Source organism: Xenorhabdus sp. SGI 60, assembly GCF_056632175.1.
On sequence record NZ_CP196860.1, the window covers coordinates 2,631,773 to 2,655,960 of the forward strand.

Here is a 24,188-nt window from a genome sequence, read left to right on the forward strand (position 1 = left end):
CATGCGTGTATTACTTCCATTTCTCGCGCTCTACCGCCGCCATTGGTTTCTCATCAGCTTAGGTATGCTATTGGCGATTGTGACGCTGCTAGCCAGTATTGGGTTGCTAACACTCTCTGGTTGGTTCCTTGCTGGCACAGCCCTGGCTGGGTTCGCAGGGTTATATACGTTTAACTATATGCTGCCTGCCGCCGGTGTTCGCGGTGCTGCCATTTTTCGTACTGCTGGTCGTTATGGTGAGCGGCTTGTCAGCCATGATGCAACATTCCGGGTATTAGCACATTTACGTGTTTTCGCGTTTCAAAAAATACTGCCTCTTTCTCCTGGAGGCATTGCTCGTTTTCGTCAAGGTGAGTTGCTAAATAGGCTTGTTGCAGATGTCGAAACACTGGACCATCTGTATCTGCGAGTTATTTCCCCTGTCCTCGCCGCTTTCGTTGTCATTCTCACTCTAACATTCGGCCTGAGCTTCCTTGATTTCACCTTCGCCTATACTATTGGCGGTATTATGTTAGGGTTGCTGCTGATATTACCTTGCGTGTTTTACCACGCAGGAAAACCTTATGGCAGAAACATGACTCAACAACGCGGTCAGTATCGTACATTACTGACCAGCGCCTTGCAGGGGCAAGCTGAATTAAGCGTGTTTGGCGCACTCAAACGCTTTCGTCAATCCATGACAGAGATTGAAAATGATTGGTTGAAAAGCCAGCAAAAACAAGCCGGTTTGACCGGACTTTCACAAGCTATCATGATTTTTTCCACTGGTATGACAGTGACGCTGATACTGTGGCTAGCTGCGGCAGGTGTGGGAGAAAATAGTCAGACGGGTGCATTAATCGCACTGTTTACATTTTGCACCCTTGCTGCGTTCGAAGCACTTGGGCCAGTTACCGTGGCATTCCAGCACATGGGGCAAGTCATTGCATCTGCGACTCGTGTTTCTCAGTTGATGAATCAAAAACCGGAAGTCACCTTTCCTACTCATGGACCGCAGGCAAATAGCGAGTTCAGCCTTGAAATAAAAAATGTTGATTTCACCTATCCGGGTCAGCCACAGCCAGTATTGAAAAATATCTCTCTATCCCTGACATCAGGCGAGCACCTTGCTTTACTGGGAAAAACAGGGTGCGGAAAATCCACGCTTTTGCAATTATTGACGCGGGCCTGGGATGTCAATAGCGGTGAGATTCAACTCAATCAGCACCTTCTCTCCCACTATGATGAGTCAACATTGCGTTCAATGATGTCTATCGTTCCCCAGCGGATACATGTTTTTAGCCATACTTTGCGTGAAAATCTCTTATTGGCAAAACCAGGTGCTGATGACGCTGAATTAACAACCGTACTGCAACAAGTTGGTTTAGGATACTTGCTAGACACTGATAAGAAGCTAAACTGTTGGATGGGAGAGGGTGGACGTCAGCTTTCCGGTGGAGAACAACGGCGCTTGGGTATTGCCAGAGCATTGTTGCACAATGCCCCTTTAATGCTGCTGGATGAGCCAACTGAAGGGCTAGATGCAGATACAGAACAGAAAATTCTGTCGCTGCTATACCGTAGTTGCCAGCACAAGACCTTGATTATTGTTACCCACCGACTCACAGGCTTGCAATTCATGGATCGAATCTGCGTTATGGATGAAGGACGCATTATTGAGCAAGGTAAGCATAATATGCTACTGGCTCAAAAAGGGCGTTACTATCAATTTCATCAGCGGCAACAATTTCATCAGCTACAGAGCTATCCTGAGCAAAGGTGATTCAACTGATGTCGATAGCTCAACTGGGTAACTCATATGAATTCCCCCATCCCACTAATGCGCTGGTTGAACCCAATGGTTTATTGGCATTTGGAGGAGATCTAAGTGCAGAACGTTTACGAGTAGCGTATCATGGGGGAATTTTTCCGTGGTATTCGCCTGATGAGCCGCCTTTATGGTGGTCTCCCGATCCCAGGGCCGTGTTAATTCCAGGAGAATTGCATATTGGCCGAACACTACGTCGATTTATTCACAAACATACTTACCAAATTACGGTAAACTATGCTTTTGATGAAGTGATATATAATTGTGCTCAACGACAAGAAGGCACCTGGATTGGGTCAGATGTTCAAAAAGGTTATCAAACCTTACATAAAGAAGGATTAGCTCATTCAATTGAAGTCTGGCATGACCATCAACTTGTGGGGGGTTTATACGGCGTTTGTGTCGGTACACTATTTTGCGGTGAATCAATGTTTAGCAAAATGGAGAATGCTTCCAAGTGTGCTTTTATCGCATTCTATCACCATTTTTTACGTCATGGCGGCCAACTATTTGATTGTCAGGTGTTAAATCACCATACAGAATCATTGGGCGCTAAAAATATTCCGAGAGAAAAGTTTCTCCAGTATCTTTATCAATTAAGAAAGCAGTCATTGCAATCAGGCTGCTGGTCTGTACAAAAGCTGGATTTATAATCATCTCTTAGAAATAAATGCTGTTCATGGTGGGAATGTCATTAGTCATCATAGTATCGTATGTAAAATGATGGCTTAAAATACGACATTCCTTTACATAGTGATGGTTTTTCGGCATTATCTTGCCGGTTAAAAACTATGGTTGTTACATTTAGAGGATTAGATGGCCAAAGAAGACACTAATTTTGAAATGCAAGGTACTGTTTTAGAAACACTGCCAAATACTGTGTTTCGCGTTGAATTAGACAACGGACACATTGTCACTGCTCATATCTCAGGAAAAATGCGCAAGAACTATATCCGCATCCTGACAGGAGACAAGGTTACAGTTGAGCTAACTACATATGATCCGGAAAAAGGACGCATTACTTTCCGTAGCCGCTGATTAAGATATCTTAGCACCACAGGTGATCGTATTTTTCAAAATTCACCTGTGGTGTAGCTGCTAATTTTTACTTTTTATCACCAGTCAGTTACCCGTTTAACATGTTACAATACAGCATCTTCTGATCTCTTTTTATTCGATTTTTGGGCACTCTTAAAATCGTATACCAATGCCTGTTTAGCTTTATCAAGTTTAATCTTGACTGAGCCTCCATGCACCAAAGAGCCAAATAGCAACTCATTCGCCAGTGGTTTTTTAAGATTATCCTGAATGATACGGGCCATAGGTCGTGCTCCCATCGCCTTATCATAACCTTTGTCACATAACCATTGGCGGGCTGCTGCACTGACCTCCAAAGAGACGCCTTTTTCATCCAGTTGGGCTTGTAACTCGACAATAAATTTATCAACAACTTGCTGAATAACTTCAGGAGAGAGTGCATCAAACCAAATGATGCTATCAAGACGATTGCGGAATTCAGGTGTGAAAATCCGTTTTATCTCTTCCATACCATCCGGGCTGTTATCCTGCTCGGTGAATCCAATGGATTTACGCTGTATTTCACGTACCCCTGCATTGGTTGTCATCACCAAAATAACGTTGCGGAAATCCGCCTTGCGGCCATTATTGTCAGTCAATGTACCATTGTCCATCACCTGTAACAGCAGGTTAAAGACATCAGGATGGGCTTTCTCAATCTCATCCAGTAACAGAACAGAATGAGGATGCTTGATAATTGCATCGGTCAATAATCCTCCCTGATCATAGCCAACATAACCCGGAGGAGCACCGATTAAACGACTGACAGTATGTCGCTCCATATACTCTGACATATCAAATCGCAATAATTTGACATTCAAAACCTTGGCAAGTTGGACTGTGACTTCTGTTTTCCCCACTCCCGTTGGCCCTGCAAACAAGAAAGATCCTACTGGCTTATAATCTTGTCCCAATCCAGCACGGCTCATCCTAATGGCTTCCGTCAGGGCAGCAATCGCTTTTTCTTGACCAAAAACCAACATTTTCAAACGCTCATCCAGTGTCTTCAATACATCTTTATCACTGGCTGACACCGTTTTTTCTGGAATACGGGCTATGCGAGCAACAACAGTCTCAATATCAGCAACATTGATCGTCTTCTTACGGCGGCTGGCTGGCACTAATCTGGTCCTTGCACCAGCCTCATCAATAACATCAATGGCTTTATCCGGTAAATGACGATCGGTAATATACTTCACAGATAACTCGACTGCTGCCCGAATGGCCTTCGCTGTATAACGAACATCATGATGTACTTCATATTTAGCACGCAACCCATTGATAATTTGTACCGTTTCTTCAGAAGAAGGCTCAAGAATGTCAATTTTTTGGAATCGGCGAGCCAAGGCCCGATCTTTTTCAAAAATATTGCTGAATTCGTGGTACGTTGTTGAACCAATTACCCGTATACGCCCACTGGACAACAGCGGTTTAATGAGATTGGCTGCGTCCACCTGCCCACCCGATGCGGCACCGGCGCCAATAATAGTATGGATTTCGTCGATAAAGAGAATACTTTTACTGTCCTGTTCCAATGTTTTTAACAAAGACTTGAAGCGCTTCTCAAAATCACCGCGATACTTTGTTCCTGCCAACAATGAGCCAATATCAAGAGAATAGATGGTACAATCCTGCATCACTTCGGGAACATTCTTTTGCACAATACACCATGCAAGCCCCTCAGCAATGGCCGTCTTACCAACACCCGATTCGCCAACAAGCAGAGGATTATTTTTGCGGCGACGACAGAGTACCTGAATAGTTCTCTCCAATTCACTCTGACGGCCGACAAGCGGATCAATTTGTCCTTTCTGTGCCAATTGATTCAGATTAGTCGTGAAATTTTCCAATCGATCTTCACTAATTACCGGCTCTTCCTGAACTGGATTGATACTGTGGTAAGCATCATTATCTGATTCATCTTTGCGCGTTCCATGAGAGATAAAGTTCACAATATCCAAACGACTGACGTCGTACTTACGTAGTAAATAAGCAGCCTGGGATTCCTGTTCACTAAAAATAGCAACTAAGACGTTCGCTCCAGAAACTTCCGAACGCCCCGAAGATTGAACATGAAATACCGCACGTTGCAAAACACGCTGAAAACTTAATGTCGGTTGTGTATCCCTGTCATCGTTTTCAGATAACAAGGGGGTGGTTTGTGCAATAAAACTTTCTAATTCTTGGCGTAACATCGCCAAATCGACTTTACAAGCCTCCAGTGCTTCTCGCGCTGATGTGTTACTTAACAACGCCAGCAACAGGTGCTCTACAGTCATAAATTCATGTCTGTTATCCCTTGCTTTGGCAAAAGCAATATTGAGACTAAGCTCCAGTTCTTGATTGAGCATAAGCACCTCCTCCTAAATTTCAATAAGCCAGATCAGACCTTTTCCAGCGTGCAAAGTAACGGATGCTCGTGCTCCTTAGCATACATGTTCACTTGCGCAGCTTTAGTTTCTGCGACCTCTGCCGTATAAATTCCGCAAACTGCTTTCCCTTTGTAATGGACATTCAGCATTAGTTGCGTTGCTCGTTCAACATCATAAGAAAAGAACTTTTGCAATACGTCAACCACAAACTCCATAGGGGTATAATCGTCATTGTTAAGAATAACCTTATACATTGATGGTGGTTGTCGTTTTTGTTTTACATCATCCTTAATAAATTCTTCAACTTTCAAATCGTTATAAAACTCAGTCATTATTCTTCCGCTGGGTATTAACTGTCCGCTGGATTTTAGTATGAACTCATTCATTCTACTGCTATATATTTTATCACTTCATAAAGCACTCTGCTTACCCCTTCCTTGATTAGCAGATCAGGATTTTGCCTAAAAATCGGATACCGTTATCTATATCAAACTTTAGTCATTTGAGACAACCTGACGTTGTTTATATGCTTGACGACGTAATGAATTTCACTACAGTATATTTTATGAACACCGCTTTCTGTCTGGGCGTTTGTTCATATTTTAAAATTTTTAGTGACTCCTAAATCCGAAATCGTGATACGAGGGATAGAGAAGTATGGAAACAGGTACTGTTAAATGGTTCAATAATGCAAAGGGCTTTGGATTTATTTGTCCGGCCAGCGGGGGCGAGGATATATTCGCTCACTATTCAACCATTCAGATGGATGGTTATAGGACGCTGAAAGCGGGGCAAAAAGTGAACTTTAGCGTTCATCAAGGCCCCAAAGGTAACCACGCCAGCCTTATTGTACCTCTGGAAAATGGTTCAAAATCAAAAAAATAGTGACCCGATAAATTCGTAATTTCCACGCCACAAATGGACAATAGGCTTATTTGTGGCGTGCTATTTTATTCCCTTGCCAGTGCTTCTATAGGATCGAGGTGAGCTGCATTTTTTGCCGGTAGGAAACCAAAGATTATCCCTATTGCCGTTGAACAACCAAATGCAATGATAAATGCAATGAAGTTATAAACGAAATCCCAGTTCGGTAACATCAATTGCACCATAAAAGAAATGCTGTATGACAGAATAATCCCCAGTATCCCCCCTATTAAACAAACCAAAACAGCTTCAATAAGGAATTGCTGCATAATGTCACTGGTTCTGGCCCCTACGGCCATACGAATACCAATCTCCCTTGTACGCTCGGTAACTGATACCAACATGATATTCATGACACCAATTCCCCCGACAACCAAGGATATTACCGCAACTAACGTTAAAAATAGTTGCATCGTCCGTGTTGTTTTATCCATTATTTTAATGGTCTTATTCACGTTATAAGTGTGAAAGTCTTTTTTACCATGACGGAATATCAGCAATTGATTAATTTTTTCTTCTGCTTCATTGGACGCATAGCCATCTTTCAACCTGACAACAATCGAATTCAAGTAATTTTGATTCATCAAACGGCTGTTCATCGTACTGTAAGGCACCCAAACTTGTAATGTATTACTGCTATAAAGACTTTGCCCATTAGCAATGACACCAATCACAGTCAAGGGCATATTTGTTAACAGTAACTCTTTGCCTACCACATTACTCTGGTAAGGAAAGAACTTCTTACGTGTATTATCATCAATGATAACCACTTGAGACTGACGCTCAATCATGTCTGAAGTAAAAGGAATGCCTTGAGAAAATTTCATTGCATATACCTGAAAAAAATCACTTCCTACCCCCGATATTTGTGCTTTAGCATCCATATTGCCTTGACGCAAGCGCCCGCCATTCATAAATTCGGGAGAAACAGCCTGAACATAGGGCTGAGATTTTATTGCTGGAATATCAGTAAGTTTCAGTGCCCGCATATCCAAAGCGTTATCACTGCCAAAATCTTTTCCTGGATAAATTGATATAGAGTTAGTTGCAATAGATTTAATATGTGATAACACCATCGATTTTGCCGCATCACCAATCACTACGATCGTTACAACAGAGGCAATGCCTATTATGATTCCAAGCATTGTCAGCAGAGTCCGTAGCTTATTCACATTCATGGCACGCCATGCCATCAATAAAGCTTCATTAAAACGTCCCCAGATTTGTTGCACTGAAGAGGTTTGTACATTGACAGTTTTTGTATCTACAGAAGAAGGGATATGAGGTAATTTTTGGTGTTCAGAAGAGCGTACCTCACTCATGATACGCCCGTCTTTAATTTCAATCACCCTTTGCGCCTGTGCAGCAATATTAGGATCGTGCGTAACAATAACAACCGTATGTCCTCGTTGACAGAGTTTCTTCAAGATATCCATCATTTCCTGGCCGGAAGTACTATCCAATGCTCCGGTCGGTTCGTCAGCAAGGATGACCTGACCGCCATTCATAAGTGCCCTGGCAATACTGACCCGTTGTTGCTGTCCACCTGAAAGCTGGCTTGGTCGATAATCAATCCGATTTTCCAATCCAAGGCTTTTTAGCAATTCAATAGCCTGCTCACGACGTTGCATTTTGGAAACACCGGAATAAATTGCCGGAATTTCAACATTTTGTTCGGCGGTTAAATGAGTCAATAAATGGTAACGCTGAAAAATGAACCCAAAATATTCCCTGCGTAACTCTGCCAATTGATCACTATCCAAATCAGCAATATTTCTTCCTGCGACCCAATATTCTCCACTGCTAGGTTTATCTAAGCAGCCAAGTATATTCATTAAAGTAGACTTACCTGAACCAGAAGCGCCAACAATAGCCACCATTTCTCCGGCCTGTATAGATAACGAAATATTATCCAGAACAGTGAGTTGCCCTTCTCCAGCGGGATAATTACGACTAACGCCTTTTAGTTCCAGTAATGTATCCATTATTACTCCTCTACACTACTATCACTGAGGCTGGTGATCACACGTTCGTTTTCCTTCAACCCAGAGAGCACCTGGACATTCGCGTTATCAAAGGCTCCTATTGTGATTTTACGTTTTTCTGCTTTGCCATTATGCAAAACACTCACTTCATATTGCGTAGAAAGTACATGCTGAGTTGAAGACGTATATTGGTGAGAAGCTATTTCCAAAGCTGAAATTGGGATCATCAATACATTATGCAAAGTTTGAAGCGCTATTTTTACTTGCGCAGTCATCTGCAAACGCAGAATATGTCCGGGATTAGGTACTTCAAAGCGGGCATAGTAGAAAATAGCGTTATTCTCAACTTGTGGTGTTGGCAAGGTATCTTTCAGGACGCTGTGAAATAGCCTTCCTGGCGCCCCTAAGATGGTAAATGAGACTTTCTGTCCCGGCGCTAAATTGATGACATCAGCCTCCGATACTTCTGCATTTACAATCATAGTATCAAGATTTGCGAGGGTCAGGATGGTCGGTGCTTGCTGTGCAGCAATCACGGTTTGTCCCTGAAATGTTTTGATATCTGTCACAATGCCCTCGATTGGGGCAGTAATTCTGGTATATTGCAAATTCGTTTTTGCCGTATCAAGTTTGGCCTTATTTTGCTTAATTTGCGCCGCTAAGTCGTCAATTCTGGCGGTCTTAAACTGCATATCTGTTATGCTGGAGTCCAATTCTTGCCGGGAAATTAAATGTAATTTAACCAAATGATTCAGGCGATTTACTTTGAGTTGTGCAAGTTTTAGTTCAGCCTGCGCTCCACGGAGATTAGCCTCCAGTGATTTTGCTGTTTCCTGAATTTCAGCCACAGTGTTTTTTGCTGTTTGTGGATCAATCAATGCCAATAATTGGCCTTGCTTAACCTTATCCCCCAATTTCACATAAAGCTCTTTCAACTGACCACTAACCTGAGCCCCTACGTCAACTTTACTGACCGCATCCAATTTACCCACCGCCAGGACACTTCTTTCGAAATCTCCCTTTATCACTGCTCTTGTCTGATATGTGATAGGCTTCGGCAGATAGAAGAAATAGAACCACACAGAAACAATAGCTATGAGAACAAGCCCAGCTCTAACCCAGCGATACTTGGCAAAAAGAAGTTTCATCAATAAATACCTACCATTAAAATATGTCATCTCATCTAATGACTTCATTTGAACTTTACTGTATGAAACATAAACAAACCCTATCAACGGGATATTTCTGATATGTATTCTTTAAAAAATTTCTAATGTCAAACGTAGCCAAAATGACGTTAATACTTTTGAAAGTGGGAAAGACCCTTGAGCCAAACAAACCCTGGATAATATCTCTTCTTTAAAAAAACACGTAAGTAGTCAAGATGGTTAAGAGTTGACTTTCCCTGCGCTCGCCAGCCAAACAACCTGGAAAATATCTCCTTTAAAGGTAAGTAGGATAGTCGTAACACCCTGTTCTCTGCGTCATTCCATATCGGATTAACTTAGTTTTATTTATAACACCCGTTCTGTTAGAGATTAAAAATGCGTTGAGTTTCAGTATGTTTCCCTTTATCCTGCTTGTTATTTTGGTGTGAATTTTTTGTTTCTGTATGTTTTCTGGTTTTTGTGCCTAGTTTTCGTGATTAAGACTAGATAAAAGACGTTTTTTATTGGATAAGGATGAGGATCATGTATTCAGGATTAATAATTATTCTCCTGCCTTTGGCTATAGGCTACCTTATTCATCTGAATGATAAATCGATGCTAACCTTCGTGCATAAGCTACTCAATGTCATGGTCTATATCATTCTCATTCTGATGGGTATCAGCCTTGCTATGCAGGAAAATTTGGGCAGTCATTTACTTTCTATCTTGCTGTATGCAACAACATTTTTTCTGTGCACCTTTATAATTAATATGCTGGCCCTCTTCCTCTTGGATAAACGAGATCCGTGGATTATTAATGCACATAAACAGGAAAAACCCCCTTCCAGATTACATATGGCGCTGGATTCCGTCAAATTATGTAGTGCATTAGTATTGGGGTTTCTTATTGGATTAACAGGCTGGTTAGGGGTTCATTTTTCTAGACAAGCCAGCGAAATTGCCTTGATTTTTTTACTATTTCTAGTTGGGATTCAACTGCGCAATAACGGTATGAGCCTAAAGCAAACCCTGCTGAATCGCCGTGGTACAATTATTGCCATAGTGGTTGCCATAAGTTCTCTGCTGGGTGGCGTATTGGCTGCATTTTTGTTGGAATTACCGATCAAAACTGGTCTTGCCATTGCATCAGGATACGGTTGGTATTCTCTTTCCGGCATTTTAATTTCCGACGCTTACGGGCCTGTGCTTGGTAGCACCGCATTTTTCAATGATTTAGCTCGTGAATTGGCGTCCATCATGCTTATTCCCATGTTAATAAATCGCTATCGTTCAACTGCATTGGGTTTAACCGGAGCAGCTTCAATTGACTTTACCTTACCAATCTTACAACGCTGTGGTGGTGTAAATATCGTGCCCGCCGCTATCGTTCATGGTTTTATATTGAGCCTACTGACGCCTTTGTTCATCGCATTGTTTTCTCAATAAATGGTTTACCCAATAAAAAACAATCCTGGCTTAGTGCAAAAACTGAACAAAAAAATGTTGATATAAAAATCAGACTAATTAGCTAATAAAAAAAGCAAAAAAAGATCTAAAAAATGCAGGCAATTTGATTAGTTAACTTACTAATTCGATTAAAATAACAATTTTATGCAGATGTTATTGCATAGTTATGCTCGCGGGATTAATATCGCATCAATCAATTAACTATTCATATTTTTCGCATGAGCATTCAATTAAAAAACATCAATTGTTTCTATGGCTCACAGCAGGCTCTGTTCGATATCGATTTTGTATGTGCATCGGGAGAAACTGTCGTGTTACTAGGGCCAAGTGGAGCGGGAAAGAGTTCTTTGCTTCGTGTCTTAAATTTACTGGAGCTGCCTCGTTCCGGGTTACTCAATGTGGCAACACACCAATTTGATTTCAAACAGCAACCGAACCACAAAGAAATTCTCGCATTGCGCCAAAAAGTTGGCATGGTTTTCCAACAATACAATTTGTGGCCACACTTGACCGTGATAGATAATTTGCTTGAAGCACCTTGCAGAGTATTGAAGCAATCTAAACAACAAGCACGGGAAAAAGCGACCAAACTCCTTTCCCGACTTCGTTTGGGCGAATTCACCAACCGTTTTCCACTGCACCTTTCCGGTGGGCAACAACAACGGGTTGCCATTGCACGTGCATTAATGATGGAACCTCAGGTTCTATTGTTTGATGAACCCACTGCTGCACTCGATCCTGAAATCACTTCTCAAGTTATTGACATTATTAAAGAGCTGGCAGAAACCGGTATCACTCAAGTTATAGTGACTCATGAAGTGGAATTTGCTCGCAAAACAGCAAGCCAAGTTGTATATATGGAACAAGGACACATTCTCGAAAAAGGTGATGCAACTCATTTTATGCATCCTCAAACAGAAGCCTTTGCTCACTATTTATCACACTGAAATACCATACTGGATCTATAAACTTGATAGATTTCAAGCTACGACTTTCCTGTAAGGTAGCAGATTGAAAGATGAAGTAGATATATCGATAATCGATTATAAAACAAACATCAAAGCAGTTATCAACCATTAAGTTCATAACCAACAGGATATTGCTATGAAGAAATTATTGTTTGCAGCCTTATTGAGTGTAGTGACCTTGTCAGCAACCGCAACTGAGAAAGCAACACTTCGTTTTGCGACGGAAGCGACCTACCCTCCATTTGAATTTATTGATGCAAATAATCAGATTCAAGGATTCGACGTCGATTTGGCGAATGCCATATGTGCAAAGCTTAGCGCAGAATGTACATTCACCAACCAGGCTTTCGATAGCCTCATTCCCAGCTTGAAATTCCGCCGTGTTGATATTTTGATGGCGGGTATCGACATCACACCGGATCGGAAAAAACAAGTTGATTTCACCCAAACCTACTATGATAACTCTGCCATTTTCGTTGCTATCAAAGGGAAGTTTGCTCAAGTTGCCGATCTCAAAGGTAAACCAATCGGTATCCAGAATGGGACTACACACCAGAAGTATTTGATGGAACAACATAAGGAGCTGAAAACCGTACCTTATGACAGCTACCAAAATGCAATGCTTGATTTAAAAAATGGCCGTATCGATGCGTTATTTGGTGATACTGCTGTCGTCAATGAATGGCTAAAAAAGAATAAAGAATTAAGCACAGTTGGCGATAAGGTGACAGACAAAAACTACTTTGGTATCGGTTTAGGCATTGCAGTTCGCAAAGGTAATACTGAGTTGCTGGACAAACTGAACAAAGCATTAACGGAAGTTAAACAAGACGGTACTTACGATACCATCTACAAAAAATGGTTTAAACAATAAACTCAATCCTAATGAATGAACTTCTCTCTTTAATCCATGCCGCCGGTGTCACCGTCGGCCTCGCCATTTCCTCGCTTATCGTCGGTTTAGTTCTGGCAATGTTTTTTGCTGCATGGGAATCCATTCGCTGGAAATCTATTGCTTTTTTAGGCTCCTGCTGGGTTACCTTGATCAGAGGATTGCCTGAAGTTTTAGTTGTTCTCTTCATCTATTTTGGCAGTTCCCAGCTTCTCATTACGCTGTCGGACGGTTTTGATATCAATCTCATTGTTTGGCACTTTAGAATACAGATGGAAATTGACAACTTTGATGTCAGCCCTTTTCTGTGCGGTGTTATTGCCCTGTCCCTGCTCTATTCTGCTTATGCTTCACAAACGCTGCGCGGAGCATTAAAAGCAGTTCCAATAGGGCAATGGGAAGCGGGCCAAGCGCTGGGGTTAAGCCAAAGCCGCATCTTTTTTCGCCTGATTATGCCTCAAATGTGGCGTCATGCCCTGCCAGGACTTGGTAATCAATGGCTGGTTTTATTAAAAGATACTGCCCTGGTTTCATTAATCAGCGTTAATGATCTGATGTTACAAACAAAAAGCATCGCTACCCGAACTCAGGAGCCGTTCACATGGTATATGATTGTTGCTGTGATCTATCTGATAATCACCCTGATCAGCCAATTTATTCTCAAACAGCTTGAAATACGCGCCACCCATTTTGAACGGAGTGCTTCATGATGTTTGAATATATCAAGGAAATTTTACCCGGCTTGCAAACCAGCCTCAGCTTGACTTTCTCAGCATTACTAGCTGCATTCATGCTATCCATTGTCTTGACCATGATTCTGACAATGAAACTGCCTGTACTTTCTCAATTGGTAAGAAGCTATATCACACTATTTACCGGAACCCCACTCCTCGTTCAGTTCTTCTTAATTTACTATGGGCCGGGGCAATTTCCATCGCTCAAAGAATATCCGTGGTTCTGGCAACTTATGTCAGAGCCGTGGCTATGTGCAATGGTTACACTTACATTGAATAGTGCAGCTTACTCAACCCTGCTATTTTACGGGGCGGTTAAAGCAATTCCTGCCGGACAATGGCAATCTTGCCAAGCCCTCGGTATGTCCAAGGTGCATTCTATGCGCATCTTGTTACCTTATGCTTTTAAGCGAGCACTTTCTTCCTATTCCAATGAAGTCGTGCTGATTTTCAAGAGCACTTCACTAGCCAGTACCATCACCTTATTAGACATCATGGGATATAGCCAGCTTCAATTTGGGCGTAGTTATGATGCAACAATATTTATTGCAGCGGGTATTATTTACCTCTGCATAAATGGCTTTTTGACACTGCTGATGCGTATAATTGAACAGCGAGCCTTATCATTTGAACATCGCAATTAATCCGCATTCATCCTTAATTATCTGATTTTACCCTTCCTGCCCGTGATAACATATCGTTATCACGGAGTAATCAAGATATAAGGTTGTTAATCTACATTAAGAACTAACAGTGCCAATGTTTCATAATGTTCGGTATGAGGAAACATATCGAATAACTGTACTTTTTCTATTCGATATTGTTTAAGCAAAGTGATATCTTTTGCCATCGTCTGAGCATTACAACTCGAATAGAGAACAAATTTAGGTGCCATCCGGCTAAGGTATTCACATAGCTCTTTACCAATACCTCTTCTGGGAGGGTTTACCAGTACTAACTCAGGTAGTTGTGATTTATCAAGGGCAAAATGAGTGGAATCCAATGCCTGGAAATCCACCTGCTCCAATCCCAGGCTTTTGGCAGACCTTTTCGCACAACTAATGGCTTCAGCACTGATCTCAATCCCTGTCAATCGGGTCTTTTTATCTGCACAATGCAGACCAAAACCGCCAGCACCGCAAAACAGATCCCACATACTGTTGATGTTTAATTCCCTAACCCAACGCCCCGCTGTTGCATACAGCGCTGAAGCAATATCTGGGTTTGTCTGGAAAAAACTACGCGGGCGGATGTACAGCGGAATACCGTTAAAAGTTTCCTGTAACATCTTACGTTCGGTAAAAATGATTTCCTTCTCACCTTCCAGAATCGCCATATGGGTTGGCTGAATATTAGCGGAAATCACAGTTGCTTGTGGCAATTGTTCCTTCAGCCAAGGCAAAGCCAGCTCTAATTGGGCCAGCTTTGTTTCCGAACGCAAGACAAAGCGCAGCATTATTTCGCCATTAGCACGACTTTCCGTCAGAAGAATATATTTTAATTCCCCTTTCCGACGTTCAACGTTGTACGGAACCAAACCCGCTTTGGCGATAAATGTTTTTATGACTGCAAATACCGTCTGAAAATATTTTGGATACAGCGGACAGTCACAAAGATCCACCGTTCTGCCATCACGATGCAACATACCAAGCAATGGACGCTCAACACTGCCACTGACTACCATCTTGGCTTTATTACGGAACTCACTTGTTTTGCTGGTTACTGGTGACAACCAATGTATACCAGGTCCTTCCTGTAAAAGTTGCTTTAAATGTTGTTGTTTATCAGATAATTGTTGTAAATAGGACTTATCGAGCCACTGGCAAGAGTGACAATACCCCGCGGTATACTGCGCACATTGCATCGTAAAAAAACCATATCAAAAAAATATTAGTGCAAAGTAAATGTTGATGTTTTCGTTGAAGTTAAGGATTCGTCATCTTCAATTTCCTCAACTTCCATCTCACTTTCCATATCATTATTGACATAGAGAAGATTATTGCTGTGAATTTCAAAAATCACATTCGCAATTTGTTCTTCTCCCTGCTGCATAAAATTGGAGAATTGTCTGAAAGTCATTCCAGCAGCAATAGGGAAGGCCTGACAAACAATCAACTTAGGTAAGTTTTCATCCTGAACATCGATAAATGCCTTCACAGTAAGAGAGCAAGCATTAATCTGACTCAAATTAGCAACCAATGGAATTATCGCAGTTGGCCTGACTTCGGCCAAAGCGGAAAGCAATACTACATCACCCAACAGATCGATCTTGGCATCAAACAAGCCATCAATATTCTGCATATGAGGCAAATGCAAGACTGTACCTGAATCATTCTCAAAATAAGAGATTTTGAGCTGTTCAAGCCACGTGCGCAAAATTGACAAATCGGGAATAACCATAGAATCCATCGAATTAACCTCATATGACCGAGAAGTTACACATGCTACCTAAGGGAACTTCCCAGCAAGCAGCCGCATGTACAATAATTAATCTATTTTGTTTTTTTCATCATCAGTGACAATCTGATGGTTTTTATCTGCTTTCTTATGATCAATTCCCAAAAAGGAAAGATTATAGACTGCACGCCAGATAATATGGATAGCTGCTGGTATCAAGCAACCGATACCCAATAAAATCATAGCAATGTGTGCTTCGGTCGTCATTAGTAAAGGTGATAGAAATATACTATCAGTTATTGACAAGTAAGCCAGAACCAACAGCCCCACGCCCAATATTTCCAATAAAATGACTAACTTAGGCATATCAGCCAATGAGCGCATCTCTTTTGATGGGTTCACTTTCATTCTTTAACCTGTTCCAGCCTAAAAATAGAATTTCTGTTACTCAATAGATCTCTGTTACTTGGTAAGTCTATCATATCTGAAACCCGCTTATTGGCAGGACTAATTACAACAAAAGGCAATTCCTGCTTTTTTTTGTTAATACTTACAGGCATAGTAACTCCAGATGACATTCTATGAAGTTCATGATCATTACCACTAAGGAGTTTGTATGTACACTGTCATTTTTGGCCGCCCTGGTTGTCCTTACTGCGTTCGCGCCAAAGAACTCGCTGAAAAACTAAAAAAAGTGCGCGACGACTTTGATTATCGCTATGTCGATATCTGGGCTGAAAACATCACCAAAAACGACTTATCAAAAACGGTGGGCAAACCTGTTGAGACGGTTCCCCAGATCTTCATTGACGAGAAACATATCGGTGGATGTACAGATTTTGAAGCTTATGCTAAAGACAATCTGGAACTGTACCAATAATCGACCCAAAGTTAGTTATAAAATCAGCCGTCAAAAAAAACCGCTATCGCCAGAAACCGTCCCTCTACTGGATAGCGGGTGCCTTAACCATATTGTCCTTCGAAAAAACTCCACCTTCTTGAAAAGATTTTGCGATTTTTTTCTCAAGGATGAGAACTTTCACATCATAATGCAGTCTTAATTATTGCCACTGCTTTTCTTTGATGTCCCCATATTGAGGAGCCCGATAGTCATCCACTTTGGTTAAAGACTATCGGGTTTTTTGTTAGTCAGGAGTGACTTGCAAGATAGCGATTATCTTTCATTATTATTGCAATCCCTATATTATTTATTCATGCAACATCAACAAACATTAAATAAAATTACAAATCAATGTAATTCGCTTTTTTATGTGAAATTATTATTGTTAACAATGAGTTGATAAAATAAAATCACCCTGTTTACGTAAATATCTCGCTTGTGAGGCTGACTTTGCTAGAACAACTTAACCACAATTTGTTTATTTTTATCAATGCAACCCCAGATTCACCACCAGCAATGATCTCGCTTGCTATCTTTATAGCGAAATATTGCGTATTTATTTACCCTGTCACATTGGTCATTTGCTGGCTTTGGGGAAAAGAAAACGCCATCACATCTCAACGCATCGTTGTCAGTAAATCTTGCATTGCTTTTGCCTTTGGCATAGCGACCTCCTATATCACCGGGATAACCGTTCCACATGCCCGGCCATTTGTCGAAGGTTTTGGCTATCATTTTCTCTACCATGCTCCTACAGAATCTTTTCCCAGTAACCACGGCACAGCCGTCTTTACTTTTGCTCTGGCATTTATATTTTGGCACCGCGTTTGGTCAGGTTTATCTCTGATGGTCATCGCCTGTGCCATTGCCTGGTCTCGTGTCTATGTGGGCGTTCACTGGCCAATCGATATGATTGGGGCATTTTTAGTCAGCCTGTTGGGGTGTGCTTTTTCCCAAATATTTTGGAGCCAATACGGAACGCATTTACAAAGCAAACTTACCCGACTCTACCAATTTTGCTGCGCATTTTTTATCAAAAAAGGGTGGGTAAAAAATTAATCAAATGTAAATATGCACTGGTCATATATCCTTATATGGCTGGTGTAACTGATATCCATAAAAAAAGCGTGGCATTATTTTGTTCAAGAAATCTTTTAACATTTATTCTTCTTTCATAGTAGCTTTAAATATCAGAACAAAATCCTTCGTTATATTTAACAATATCTAACTATAAAATGATTATTATTGCTTCATAAACACAGAGTTAAAGAACAAATTTCACACACAACAATTGATTATCCTTAAAACGCTTATTAAGGCATAATCAATACTAAACACATTTTCATTCAAAAATGGACACTCTATGCAATGAGGATAATTTTTTATTATCTATCATATTGTTATGATAAATAAGATTACAAATGGAGATATATCAAGATAAGAATATTGGCATTTTAAATTCAATTTCAGGTTATTCAAACACCAGACAAGAAAATATTATTAACATATGAATATCATTACTTAATAAACCGGATAAATATTAGAATTTAAAATAAAAATAATGATACATTCTTTAACAAAATTTGCATTTCATTTTACTTAATATTTAATCAACATTTCGATGAATATTTTTAACAATTTTCCTTTTCTATATAAATCTTGCAATTGCGAGAGTGATCACGGTACATTTCACTGAAAATAACTATATTTCCCCTGCCAAAAGTCTGGGGTTAAGTTTTTTGGATGTAGTAATAAAAACGTTTAGATAAACACCAACGCAATATCTGACAACTTATTATTCATATAAAAATCCAACTCGCACATTTAATTAATGTGCGGGTTTAGTAGTTTTTAAATTTTACTTTACCGCGTTATTTCGGAGATACTTATGGACACATCTCAAGCAGGTTCGATAGCATCCTCTGCGTCCAGCAAAAGCAATCACACTACCTGGCGTAAATCAGACACAGTATGGATGCTAGGATTATATGGCACAGCGATTGGTGCCGGCGTTTTGTTTCTTCCCATCAATGCAGGTATTGGTGGTTTAATTCCACTCATTATCATGGCAATTCTTGCTCTTCCCATGACATTTTTTGCACACCGTGGAATGTGCCGTTTTGTTTTATCTGGTAAAAGCAGTGGTGATGATATCACCGGCGTGGTAGAAGAACATTTTGGTAAAGTTGCAGGCTTTCTGATCACCGTCCTCTATTTTTTTGCTATTTATCCTATTCTGCTCGTGTACAGTGTTGCATTGACCAATACGGTAGAGAGCTTTCTTGTGCATCAACTACAGATAGAGGCTCCACCACGTGCATTGCTGGCATTAGTATTGCTTCTGGGTGTGATGAGCATCATCCGTTTCGGTGAGAAAGCCATTGTTAAGGCCATGAGTATATTGGTATTCCCATTCGTCACCGTTTTGATGCTGTTGGCCTTATACTTAATCCCTCACTGGAACACCACCATTTTTGATAGCCTGTCGCAGAATAGTATCATGTCTGCGACAAGCAATAATGGTCTGCTATTTACCCTGTGGCTGGCAATCCCTGTTATGGTTTTCTCTTTTAACCATTCCCCAATTATCTCAGCATTCGCAGTTGCAAAACGTGAAGAATATGGTGAGCACGCAGAGAAAAAATGCTCACGCATTCTAGCCTATGCTCATATCATGATGGTGCTGACAGTCATGTTCTTTGTTTTCAGTTGCGTACTGAGTTTGTCACCAGAAAATTTGGCAGAAGCAAAAGCACAAAATATCACTATTCTGTCCTACCTGGCTAACCACTTCCGTGTACCAACTATTGAATATATAGCGCCATTTATCGCATTTATTGCTATAACCAAGTCTTTCCTCGGCCACTATCTGGGCGCCCGCGAAGGCTTTAACGGTATTATGAACAAAGCAATGATTAACACGCGTGGCAAGACGATTCAGCATAAAACGCTGAATCGTATCACTAGCCTCTTTATGCTGCTCAGTGCCTGGCTCGTCGCTACACTTAACCCAAGCATCCTGAACATCATTGAGTCATTGGGTGGACCAGTTATTGCGATGATCCTGTTTATCATGCCAATGTATGCAATCAAAAAAGTTCCAGCGATGCGCAAATATGCAGGTAAACCAAGCAATATTTTTGTTATTGTGACCGGCTCAATTGCTATTTCAGCGGCAATTTACTCAGTCATGTAACCAGGCTTTCTTCGTTGGTAGCACCTAAAAAATGCCAGTCGATCTTTTGATGACTGGCATTTTTTCATCTAGATGTTACCCGAAGATCGAATTAAACCAACCACTGACCGTTTTTACAACGAAATCCCACATACGTCCCAAAAAACCGCTTTCTTCCACCGCTTCTTTAACGACTAATGGGCGCTGGTCAATCATCTTATCATTCAGCAAAAAGTTCACCGTACCCACCACTTGGTTCTGAGTTAATGGTGCCTCAAGCGAGGTATTATCCAGAGTAAAGCTCGCTTTCAAATTCCCTACTTGCCCACGGGGAACTATCACGGAAGCATCTTTTTCTACTCCCAATGCGACTTCTGGACGAGTCCCGTACCATACTTTCTCCGTTACCAAAGTATCACTGGCCTTCAACGGTGTCGCTGATTCATAAAAACGAAATCCCCATGACAAAAGTTTTTCACTGTCAGAAAAACGTACGCGATCACTAGGCGCACCCAATACCACTGAAATCAAACGCATTGGCCCTTCAGTTGCCGATGCAACAAGATTATAGCCAGCGCCACTGGTGTGTCCGGTTTTGATACCATCCACATTTATTTTTTCATTCCACAACAGACGATTGCGATTAGGCTGGCGGATGTTGTTAAAAGTGAACACTTTTTCTTTATTCAGGGCGTATTCTTCCGGCACATCACGGATCATGGCCTGACTTAAAAGCGCCATATCATGGGCAGTACTATACTGCCCTGCTGCATCCAGACCATGCACTGTCTTGAAATGAGTGTTCGTCAATTTTAGTGTTTCTGAGTACTTATTCATCAAATCAACGAAAGCATCCTGACTGCCTGCAACATAATCTGCAAGTGCAATACTGGCGTCATTACCGGATTGGATAACAACACCGCGGTTCAGATCAATCACCTTAACCCTGTCACCCGGTTTCAAAAACATTAGCGATGAACCCTTAAGTATTGGATTCCCTGTAGCCCAGGCATCTTTACCAACCGTTACCATATCTTCGGTGGAAATTTTCCCTGACTTGATCGCCTGTCCTACAACATAGCTGGTCATTATCTTCGTCAAGCTGGCAGGATCTAACCGCTCATCCGCGTTATTTGAGGCCAGGATTTTTCCACTGGCATAATCTATCAACACATAGGCTTTTGCATCAATTTCAGGCGTAGCGGGCAGTTCCATTGCATATACACTGATATTCGCCAACCCAAAAATACCCAAGCCGAAAGTAAAAGATTTAACCATCGGTATCTGCTGTCTTTTTTTCATCATCGCTCGCCCTTTTTCTCTGCTAAAACTCTATTAATATAGGATGTTATGAAAGAAGACTCCAACCCAATAACGTAAAGATTTTTCTGTTACTCAACAGGTTTTATTGTCATATTATCAATCATCAAAAAATGTACTGATCTTAAGGAGAAAATGATGCTGACAATTTGGGGCCGTAAAAATTCATCAAATGTGAAAAAAGTGCTTTGGTGCCTGGAAGAGCTAAATGTGCCGTATCAGCAAATTGATGTTGGTGGCAAATTTGGCAAACTCAACGATCCTGAATACCTGCGTATGAACCCCAATGCAGTTATTCCTTGTTTACAAGAAGACGATTTTATTTTATGGGAATCCAATGCAATTGTTCGTTACATTGCAGCAAAATTTGGTAAAGATAGCCTTTACCCCGCCGATCTCCAAGAAAGAGCCAGCGTTGAAAAATGGATGGATTGGGTAGGCTGCAACCTCTTCGCGCCTATAAAACAATTTCTAATCAGCTTCATTAGAACACCGGCAGATCAACGAGACCCTAAAATTATCGTCCAATCTTTAGCTGAGATTGAAAAATGGCTAAAAATTGTCGATGACACCCTCAGCAATCAACAATACCTTTCCGGCGACAAATTTGGTATGGCTGATATCTCTCTGGCTCCGCTGGCTTACTTATGGTTAAACGTAGAAATAGAGCGCCCATCCCTGCCAAACTTAGAGCGCTGGTATCAATTGCTGACCGAAAGACCCGCTTTCAGAAAGATTGTTATGATAGAAATAAATTGAAGTTTTACTTGTTATTTCATTAACTCATTGGCATCCTGCCGGGATCTGGAAACTGATATTCAAACCCTAGTTCCCGACAGATGCGGCTACCATCAACGATTTTCTCTATCTTACTTTCAATTTCTGCCCTTTCTGACTGTAAAAATTCTGGCGGCATCAGATCGAGTTGGCGACTGGCTGATTGATAAAATTCAGCTCTTTTCGGGTGTATTGGTGCACACAAATTAAGAAGATGCCCGCCTTCCGATTGTTGAATAAGCAGCTTAATGGCAGAAATAGCATCATCTTGATGTACCAAATTGACCGCACTTTCTCCTCCGCTGAGTGCCTTCTTTCCCGCGAGAAAACGCCCTGCATGGCGTCCATTACCGACCAATCCGGCCAAACGTAAGATATCGACCGATGTATTGGGCAGTTGATGCAACCAGTTTTCCAACTCAACCAGTGCCTTGGCTGATTCAGTTTCGGGGGACACGGACTCATCTTCATTGAGACAACCAACAGATGAACCATAAACTGAAGTAGAACTGGTGAAAATAATTCGTGGAACCGAATACGAAAGCGCAGTATCAACAACCAGTTGTACTGCTTTTACATACCCCTTCCCACCACCAGCAACACCACTAACAGGCAACGTCAAAACCAGTACATCAACAGACATCAGTTGATCAAGATCATCCACATCGCAAACAATCTGAGGCTCTAAATTTAGCTGGTAACAATCTACGCCACACATACAAGCCGCTTCAACACCATCTGGTGTTGTTTTACTACCAACTACCTGCATTCCTTCGCTTTGTAGTGCTTGTGCCAATGGCATTCCTAGCCACCCTAATCCAATAATGGAAACTTTTCTCACCCCACCCTCCCAAAAGCAATGCCATTTTGATTCTTAGGCCATTATATAACCACGGCTAACATTACTCATATATTTGTTTAATAGCAACTCATCACATTTTACTTTAAAAACAATATGTTATTAAGAAACAAACATCTTCTTTAAAATAAAGTTTGCTTTTTATACACAAAATCGTATAGGTTAAACAACAAGCAACCAATCCTTAGTCACAAACATAACGTTACTTACAGCCATTATTCAGTGCAGCATATTTTTGTATAAAACTTTTTGTAAAAAACAACTTTGTAGAAAAAATAGAGAACGCGTATATATGAACCGTATTCAATTTAACCATCACCACCATCATCCTGACTAGTCTTTCAGGCTGCTGTGTGCTGGAAGACATTTGACCCGTCTTCCGGTGGTACGAATACGATAAAACCCTCGGAAGATTTTCCGGGGGTTTTTTGTTTCTGATTGTTAGGAATTAATTACTGACTGAATCTTGAGATAGGACAAAACATGCTAGATAAAACACGCTTACGTATAGCCATTCAAAAATCAGGCCGCCTGAGTGATGACTCCAGAACATTACTGGCAAGTTGCGGTATCAAAATTAATTTACAGCAACAACGCCTAATCGCATTCGCTGAAAATATGCCTATCGACATTCTGCGTGTCCGTGATGATGATATTCCGGGCCTTGTGATGGATGGGGTTGTCGATCTGGGCATTATTGGGGAAAACGTGCTTGAAGAAGAGCTACTGACTCGCCAGGCACAAGGGGAAGATCCTCGCTATCTCATATTGCGCCGCCTCGATTTTGGCAATTGTCGGCTTTCCCTGGCAATGCCTTTTGATTGCGATTATACCAACGTGGAATGCCTGCAAGATGCCCGTATCGCAACCTCTTACCCGCACTTATTGAAACGTTATTTAGACCAAAAAGGCATTCTCTTCAAATCTTGTCTTCTCAATGGGTCAGTCGAAGTTGCGCCCCGTGCCGGGCTTGCAGACGCTATCTGTGATTTAGTTTCCACAGGCGCCACGTTAGAAGCCAATGGGTTGCGGGAAGTTGAGGTTATTTATCGGTCAAAAGCCTGTTTAATTCAACGTGATGGAGAGATTGCAGAAGCCAAACAGCAGCTTATTGACAAATTGATGCTCCGCATCCAAGGCGTCATTCAGGCACGAGGATCCAAATACATCATGCTGCATGCTCCCAACGACAAATTGGAAGAGATTATCTCCCTGCTACCAGGCGCAGAACGTCCCACTATCTTGCCGCTGGCAGGCGCACAAAATCGCGTAGCCATGCATATGGTCAGTAGTGAAACCCTGTTCTGGGAAACGATGGAGAAACTCAAGGCATTAGGTGCCAGCTCTATTCTGGTTTTGCCAATTGAAAAAATGATGGAGTAACC

The 24,188-nt window shown here is 41.3% G+C and carries 23 protein-coding genes and 1 other annotated feature; of the genes, 14 read left to right on the forward strand and 9 right to left on the reverse strand.

All coding sequences use genetic code 11. The features are described from left to right. Position 1: 1 nt before the first annotated feature. The 3 genes from cydC to infA all read left to right on the forward strand — a co-directional run bounded on the left by cydC (position 2) and on the right by infA (position 2,845). A complete protein-coding gene (gene cydC, locus ACSJJG_RS12110; RefSeq protein WP_481089504.1) occupies positions 2-1,762 on the forward strand; it encodes a heme ABC transporter ATP-binding protein/permease CydC in 1,761 nt (586 codons plus the stop codon). Between the two features lie 8 nt (positions 1,763-1,770). Then, positions 1,771-2,460, forward strand: coding sequence for a leucyl/phenylalanyl-tRNA--protein transferase (gene aat / locus ACSJJG_RS12115; RefSeq protein WP_481089505.1), 690 nt, complete (start codon positions 1,771-1,773; stop codon positions 2,458-2,460). 163 nt (positions 2,461-2,623) lie between these two features. Then, on the forward strand, positions 2,624-2,845 hold the full coding sequence (gene infA / locus ACSJJG_RS12120; protein WP_047767507.1) for a translation initiation factor IF-1: 222 nt from the start codon (positions 2,624-2,626) through the stop codon (positions 2,843-2,845). 104 nt (positions 2,846-2,949) lie between these two features. On the opposite strand, the gene clpA is transcribed toward infA, so the two are convergent. Then, positions 2,950-5,235, reverse strand: coding sequence for an ATP-dependent Clp protease ATP-binding subunit ClpA (clpA, locus tag ACSJJG_RS12125; protein WP_481089506.1), 2,286 nt, complete (start codon positions 5,233-5,235; stop codon positions 2,950-2,952). Between the two features lie 32 nt (positions 5,236-5,267). Further along, positions 5,268-5,588 carry an ATP-dependent Clp protease adapter ClpS gene (gene clpS, locus ACSJJG_RS12130; protein WP_481089507.1) on the reverse strand — a complete coding sequence of 107 codons (321 nt, stop codon included), beginning with the start codon at positions 5,586-5,588 and terminating at the stop codon, positions 5,268-5,270. Positions 5,589-5,913: 325 nt separating this feature from the next. Between clpS and cspD the strand changes: the two genes are divergently transcribed. Beyond that, positions 5,914-6,141, forward strand: a complete 228-nt coding sequence (gene cspD / locus ACSJJG_RS12135; RefSeq protein ID WP_074018308.1) for a cold shock-like protein CspD — start codon at positions 5,914-5,916, stop codon at positions 6,139-6,141. A gap of 65 nt (positions 6,142-6,206) precedes the next feature. Here the strand turns inward: cspD and macB are convergent, their stop codons facing one another. Next, on the reverse strand, positions 6,207-8,165 hold the full coding sequence (macB, locus tag ACSJJG_RS12140) for a macrolide ABC transporter ATP-binding protein/permease MacB (protein WP_481089508.1): 1,959 nt from the start codon (positions 8,163-8,165) through the stop codon (positions 6,207-6,209). A gap of 2 nt (positions 8,166-8,167) precedes the next feature. Further along, complete coding sequence (gene macA / locus ACSJJG_RS12145; RefSeq protein WP_481089509.1) at positions 8,168-9,313, reverse strand: macrolide transporter subunit MacA; 1,146 nt, start codon at positions 9,311-9,313, stop codon at positions 8,168-8,170. Positions 9,314-9,856: 543 nt separating this feature from the next. Between macA and ACSJJG_RS12150 the strand changes: the two genes are divergently transcribed. The 5 genes from ACSJJG_RS12150 (at position 9,857) to artM (ending at position 14,018) form a co-directional block, all read left to right on the forward strand. Further along, positions 9,857-10,759, forward strand: a complete 903-nt coding sequence (locus tag ACSJJG_RS12150; RefSeq protein WP_481089510.1) for a LysO family transporter — start codon at positions 9,857-9,859, stop codon at positions 10,757-10,759. A gap of 239 nt (positions 10,760-10,998) precedes the next feature. Continuing rightward, positions 10,999-11,727 (forward strand): arginine ABC transporter ATP-binding protein ArtP, encoded by a 729-nt coding sequence (gene artP, locus ACSJJG_RS12155; protein ID WP_481089511.1) that lies wholly within the window; start codon positions 10,999-11,001, stop codon positions 11,725-11,727. Between the two features lie 157 nt (positions 11,728-11,884). After that, positions 11,885-12,622 (forward strand): arginine ABC transporter substrate-binding protein, encoded by a 738-nt coding sequence (artJ, locus tag ACSJJG_RS12160; RefSeq protein ID WP_481089512.1) that lies wholly within the window; start codon positions 11,885-11,887, stop codon positions 12,620-12,622. Positions 12,623-12,633: 11 nt separating this feature from the next. Then, positions 12,634-13,350 (forward strand): arginine ABC transporter permease ArtQ, encoded by a 717-nt coding sequence (artQ, locus tag ACSJJG_RS12165; RefSeq protein WP_481089513.1) that lies wholly within the window; start codon positions 12,634-12,636, stop codon positions 13,348-13,350. Further along, on the forward strand, positions 13,350-14,018 hold the full coding sequence (gene artM / locus ACSJJG_RS12170; RefSeq protein WP_481090431.1) for an arginine ABC transporter permease ArtM: 669 nt from the start codon (positions 13,350-13,352) through the stop codon (positions 14,016-14,018). Before artQ ends, artM begins: the two co-directional genes overlap by 1 nt. 86 nt (positions 14,019-14,104) lie before the next feature. On the opposite strand, the gene rlmC is transcribed toward artM, so the two are convergent. The 3 genes from rlmC to ACSJJG_RS12185 all read right to left on the reverse strand — a co-directional run bounded on the left by rlmC (position 14,105) and on the right by ACSJJG_RS12185 (position 16,179). Beyond that, the gene (gene rlmC, locus ACSJJG_RS12175) at positions 14,105-15,238 is read right to left on the reverse strand and encodes a 23S rRNA (uracil(747)-C(5))-methyltransferase RlmC (RefSeq protein ID WP_481089514.1); all 1,134 of its coding nucleotides are present in this window, start codon (positions 15,236-15,238) and stop codon (positions 14,105-14,107) included. Between the two features lie 26 nt (positions 15,239-15,264). Next, complete coding sequence (locus ACSJJG_RS12180) at positions 15,265-15,783, reverse strand: type III secretion system chaperone family protein (protein ID WP_481089515.1); 519 nt, start codon at positions 15,781-15,783, stop codon at positions 15,265-15,267. A gap of 78 nt (positions 15,784-15,861) precedes the next feature. Continuing rightward, on the reverse strand, positions 15,862-16,179 hold the full coding sequence (locus ACSJJG_RS12185; RefSeq protein ID WP_481089516.1) for a YbjC family protein: 318 nt from the start codon (positions 16,177-16,179) through the stop codon (positions 15,862-15,864). A 208-nt stretch (positions 16,180-16,387) separates the two neighbouring features. On the opposite strand from ACSJJG_RS12185, the gene ACSJJG_RS12190 reads away from it, so the two are divergent. The 3 genes from ACSJJG_RS12190 to ACSJJG_RS12200 all read left to right on the forward strand — a co-directional run bounded on the left by ACSJJG_RS12190 (position 16,388) and on the right by ACSJJG_RS12200 (position 19,868). Beyond that, a complete protein-coding gene (locus ACSJJG_RS12190; RefSeq protein ID WP_047767481.1) occupies positions 16,388-16,651 on the forward strand; it encodes a GrxA family glutaredoxin in 264 nt (87 codons plus the stop codon). Between the two features lie 471 nt (positions 16,652-17,122). Next, positions 17,123-17,731, forward strand: a complete 609-nt coding sequence (gene ybjG / locus ACSJJG_RS12195) for an undecaprenyl-diphosphate phosphatase (RefSeq protein ID WP_481089517.1) — start codon at positions 17,123-17,125, stop codon at positions 17,729-17,731. Positions 17,732-18,560: 829 nt separating this feature from the next. Then, positions 18,561-19,868: an HAAAP family serine/threonine permease gene (locus ACSJJG_RS12200; RefSeq protein WP_481089518.1), complete on the forward strand. Its 1,308-nt coding sequence runs from the start codon at positions 18,561-18,563 to the stop codon at positions 19,866-19,868. Positions 19,869-19,943: 75 nt separating this feature from the next. Here ACSJJG_RS12200 and ACSJJG_RS12205 read toward each other — a convergent pair whose 3' ends face one another. Further along, the gene (locus ACSJJG_RS12205) at positions 19,944-21,149 is read right to left on the reverse strand and encodes a serine hydrolase (protein ID WP_481090432.1); all 1,206 of its coding nucleotides are present in this window, start codon (positions 21,147-21,149) and stop codon (positions 19,944-19,946) included. 156 nt (positions 21,150-21,305) lie between these two features. Between ACSJJG_RS12205 and ACSJJG_RS12210 the strand changes: the two genes are divergently transcribed. Next, positions 21,306-21,926, forward strand: coding sequence for a glutathione S-transferase family protein (locus ACSJJG_RS12210; RefSeq protein ID WP_481090433.1), 621 nt, complete (start codon positions 21,306-21,308; stop codon positions 21,924-21,926). Between the two features lie 19 nt (positions 21,927-21,945). Here the strand turns inward: ACSJJG_RS12210 and ACSJJG_RS12215 are convergent, their stop codons facing one another. Next, positions 21,946-22,785, reverse strand: coding sequence for an SDR family oxidoreductase (locus ACSJJG_RS12215; RefSeq protein WP_481089519.1), 840 nt, complete (start codon positions 22,783-22,785; stop codon positions 21,946-21,948). A gap of 330 nt (positions 22,786-23,115) precedes the next feature. Then, positions 23,116-23,236, forward strand: a sequence feature (His leader region). Positions 23,237-23,286: 50 nt separating this feature from the next. Here ACSJJG_RS12215 and hisG point away from each other — a divergent pair. Continuing rightward, positions 23,287-24,186, forward strand: coding sequence for an ATP phosphoribosyltransferase (hisG, locus tag ACSJJG_RS12220; RefSeq protein ID WP_481089520.1), 900 nt, complete (start codon positions 23,287-23,289; stop codon positions 24,184-24,186). Positions 24,187-24,188: the final 2 nt, after the last annotated feature.

Bases quoted from the DNA above. Each gene is read 5' to 3' on its own strand.
- ACSJJG_RS12150 (WP_481089510.1), top strand. From the start codon at position 9,857: ATGTATTCAGGATTAATAATTATTCTCCTGCCTTTGGCTATAGGCTAC.
- aat (WP_481089505.1), top strand. From the start codon at position 1,771: ATGTCGATAGCTCAACTGGGTAACTCATATGAATTCCCCCATCCCACT.
- artM (WP_481090431.1), top strand. From the start codon at position 13,350: ATGTTTGAATATATCAAGGAAATTTTACCCGGCTTGCAAACCAGCCTC.
- infA (WP_047767507.1), top strand. From the start codon at position 2,624: ATGGCCAAAGAAGACACTAATTTTGAAATGCAAGGTACTGTTTTAGAA.
- hisG (WP_481089520.1), top strand. From the start codon at position 23,287: ATGCTAGATAAAACACGCTTACGTATAGCCATTCAAAAATCAGGCCGC.
- cydC (WP_481089504.1), top strand. From the start codon at position 2: ATGCGTGTATTACTTCCATTTCTCGCGCTCTACCGCCGCCATTGGTTT.
- ACSJJG_RS12210 (WP_481090433.1), top strand. From the start codon at position 21,306: ATGCTGACAATTTGGGGCCGTAAAAATTCATCAAATGTGAAAAAAGTG.
- ACSJJG_RS12185 (WP_481089516.1), bottom strand. From the start codon at position 16,179: ATGAAAGTGAACCCATCAAAAGAGATGCGCTCATTGGCTGATATGCCT.
- clpS (WP_481089507.1), bottom strand. From the start codon at position 5,588: ATGACTGAGTTTTATAACGATTTGAAAGTTGAAGAATTTATTAAGGAT.
- clpA (WP_481089506.1), bottom strand. From the start codon at position 5,235: ATGCTCAATCAAGAACTGGAGCTTAGTCTCAATATTGCTTTTGCCAAA.
- artJ (WP_481089512.1), top strand. From the start codon at position 11,885: ATGAAGAAATTATTGTTTGCAGCCTTATTGAGTGTAGTGACCTTGTCA.
- artQ (WP_481089513.1), top strand. From the start codon at position 12,634: ATGAATGAACTTCTCTCTTTAATCCATGCCGCCGGTGTCACCGTCGGC.
- cspD (WP_074018308.1), top strand. From the start codon at position 5,914: ATGGAAACAGGTACTGTTAAATGGTTCAATAATGCAAAGGGCTTTGGA.
- ACSJJG_RS12200 (WP_481089518.1), top strand. From the start codon at position 18,561: ATGGACACATCTCAAGCAGGTTCGATAGCATCCTCTGCGTCCAGCAAA.
- ACSJJG_RS12180 (WP_481089515.1), bottom strand. From the start codon at position 15,783: ATGGATTCTATGGTTATTCCCGATTTGTCAATTTTGCGCACGTGGCTT.
- macA (WP_481089509.1), bottom strand. From the start codon at position 9,313: ATGAAACTTCTTTTTGCCAAGTATCGCTGGGTTAGAGCTGGGCTTGTT.
- artP (WP_481089511.1), top strand. From the start codon at position 10,999: ATGAGCATTCAATTAAAAAACATCAATTGTTTCTATGGCTCACAGCAG.
- ACSJJG_RS12205 (WP_481090432.1), bottom strand. From the start codon at position 21,149: ATGAAAAAAAGACAGCAGATACCGATGGTTAAATCTTTTACTTTCGGC.
- rlmC (WP_481089514.1), bottom strand. From the start codon at position 15,238: ATGCAATGTGCGCAGTATACCGCGGGGTATTGTCACTCTTGCCAGTGG.
- macB (WP_481089508.1), bottom strand. From the start codon at position 8,165: ATGGATACATTACTGGAACTAAAAGGCGTTAGTCGTAATTATCCCGCT.
- ACSJJG_RS12190 (WP_047767481.1), top strand. From the start codon at position 16,388: ATGTACACTGTCATTTTTGGCCGCCCTGGTTGTCCTTACTGCGTTCGC.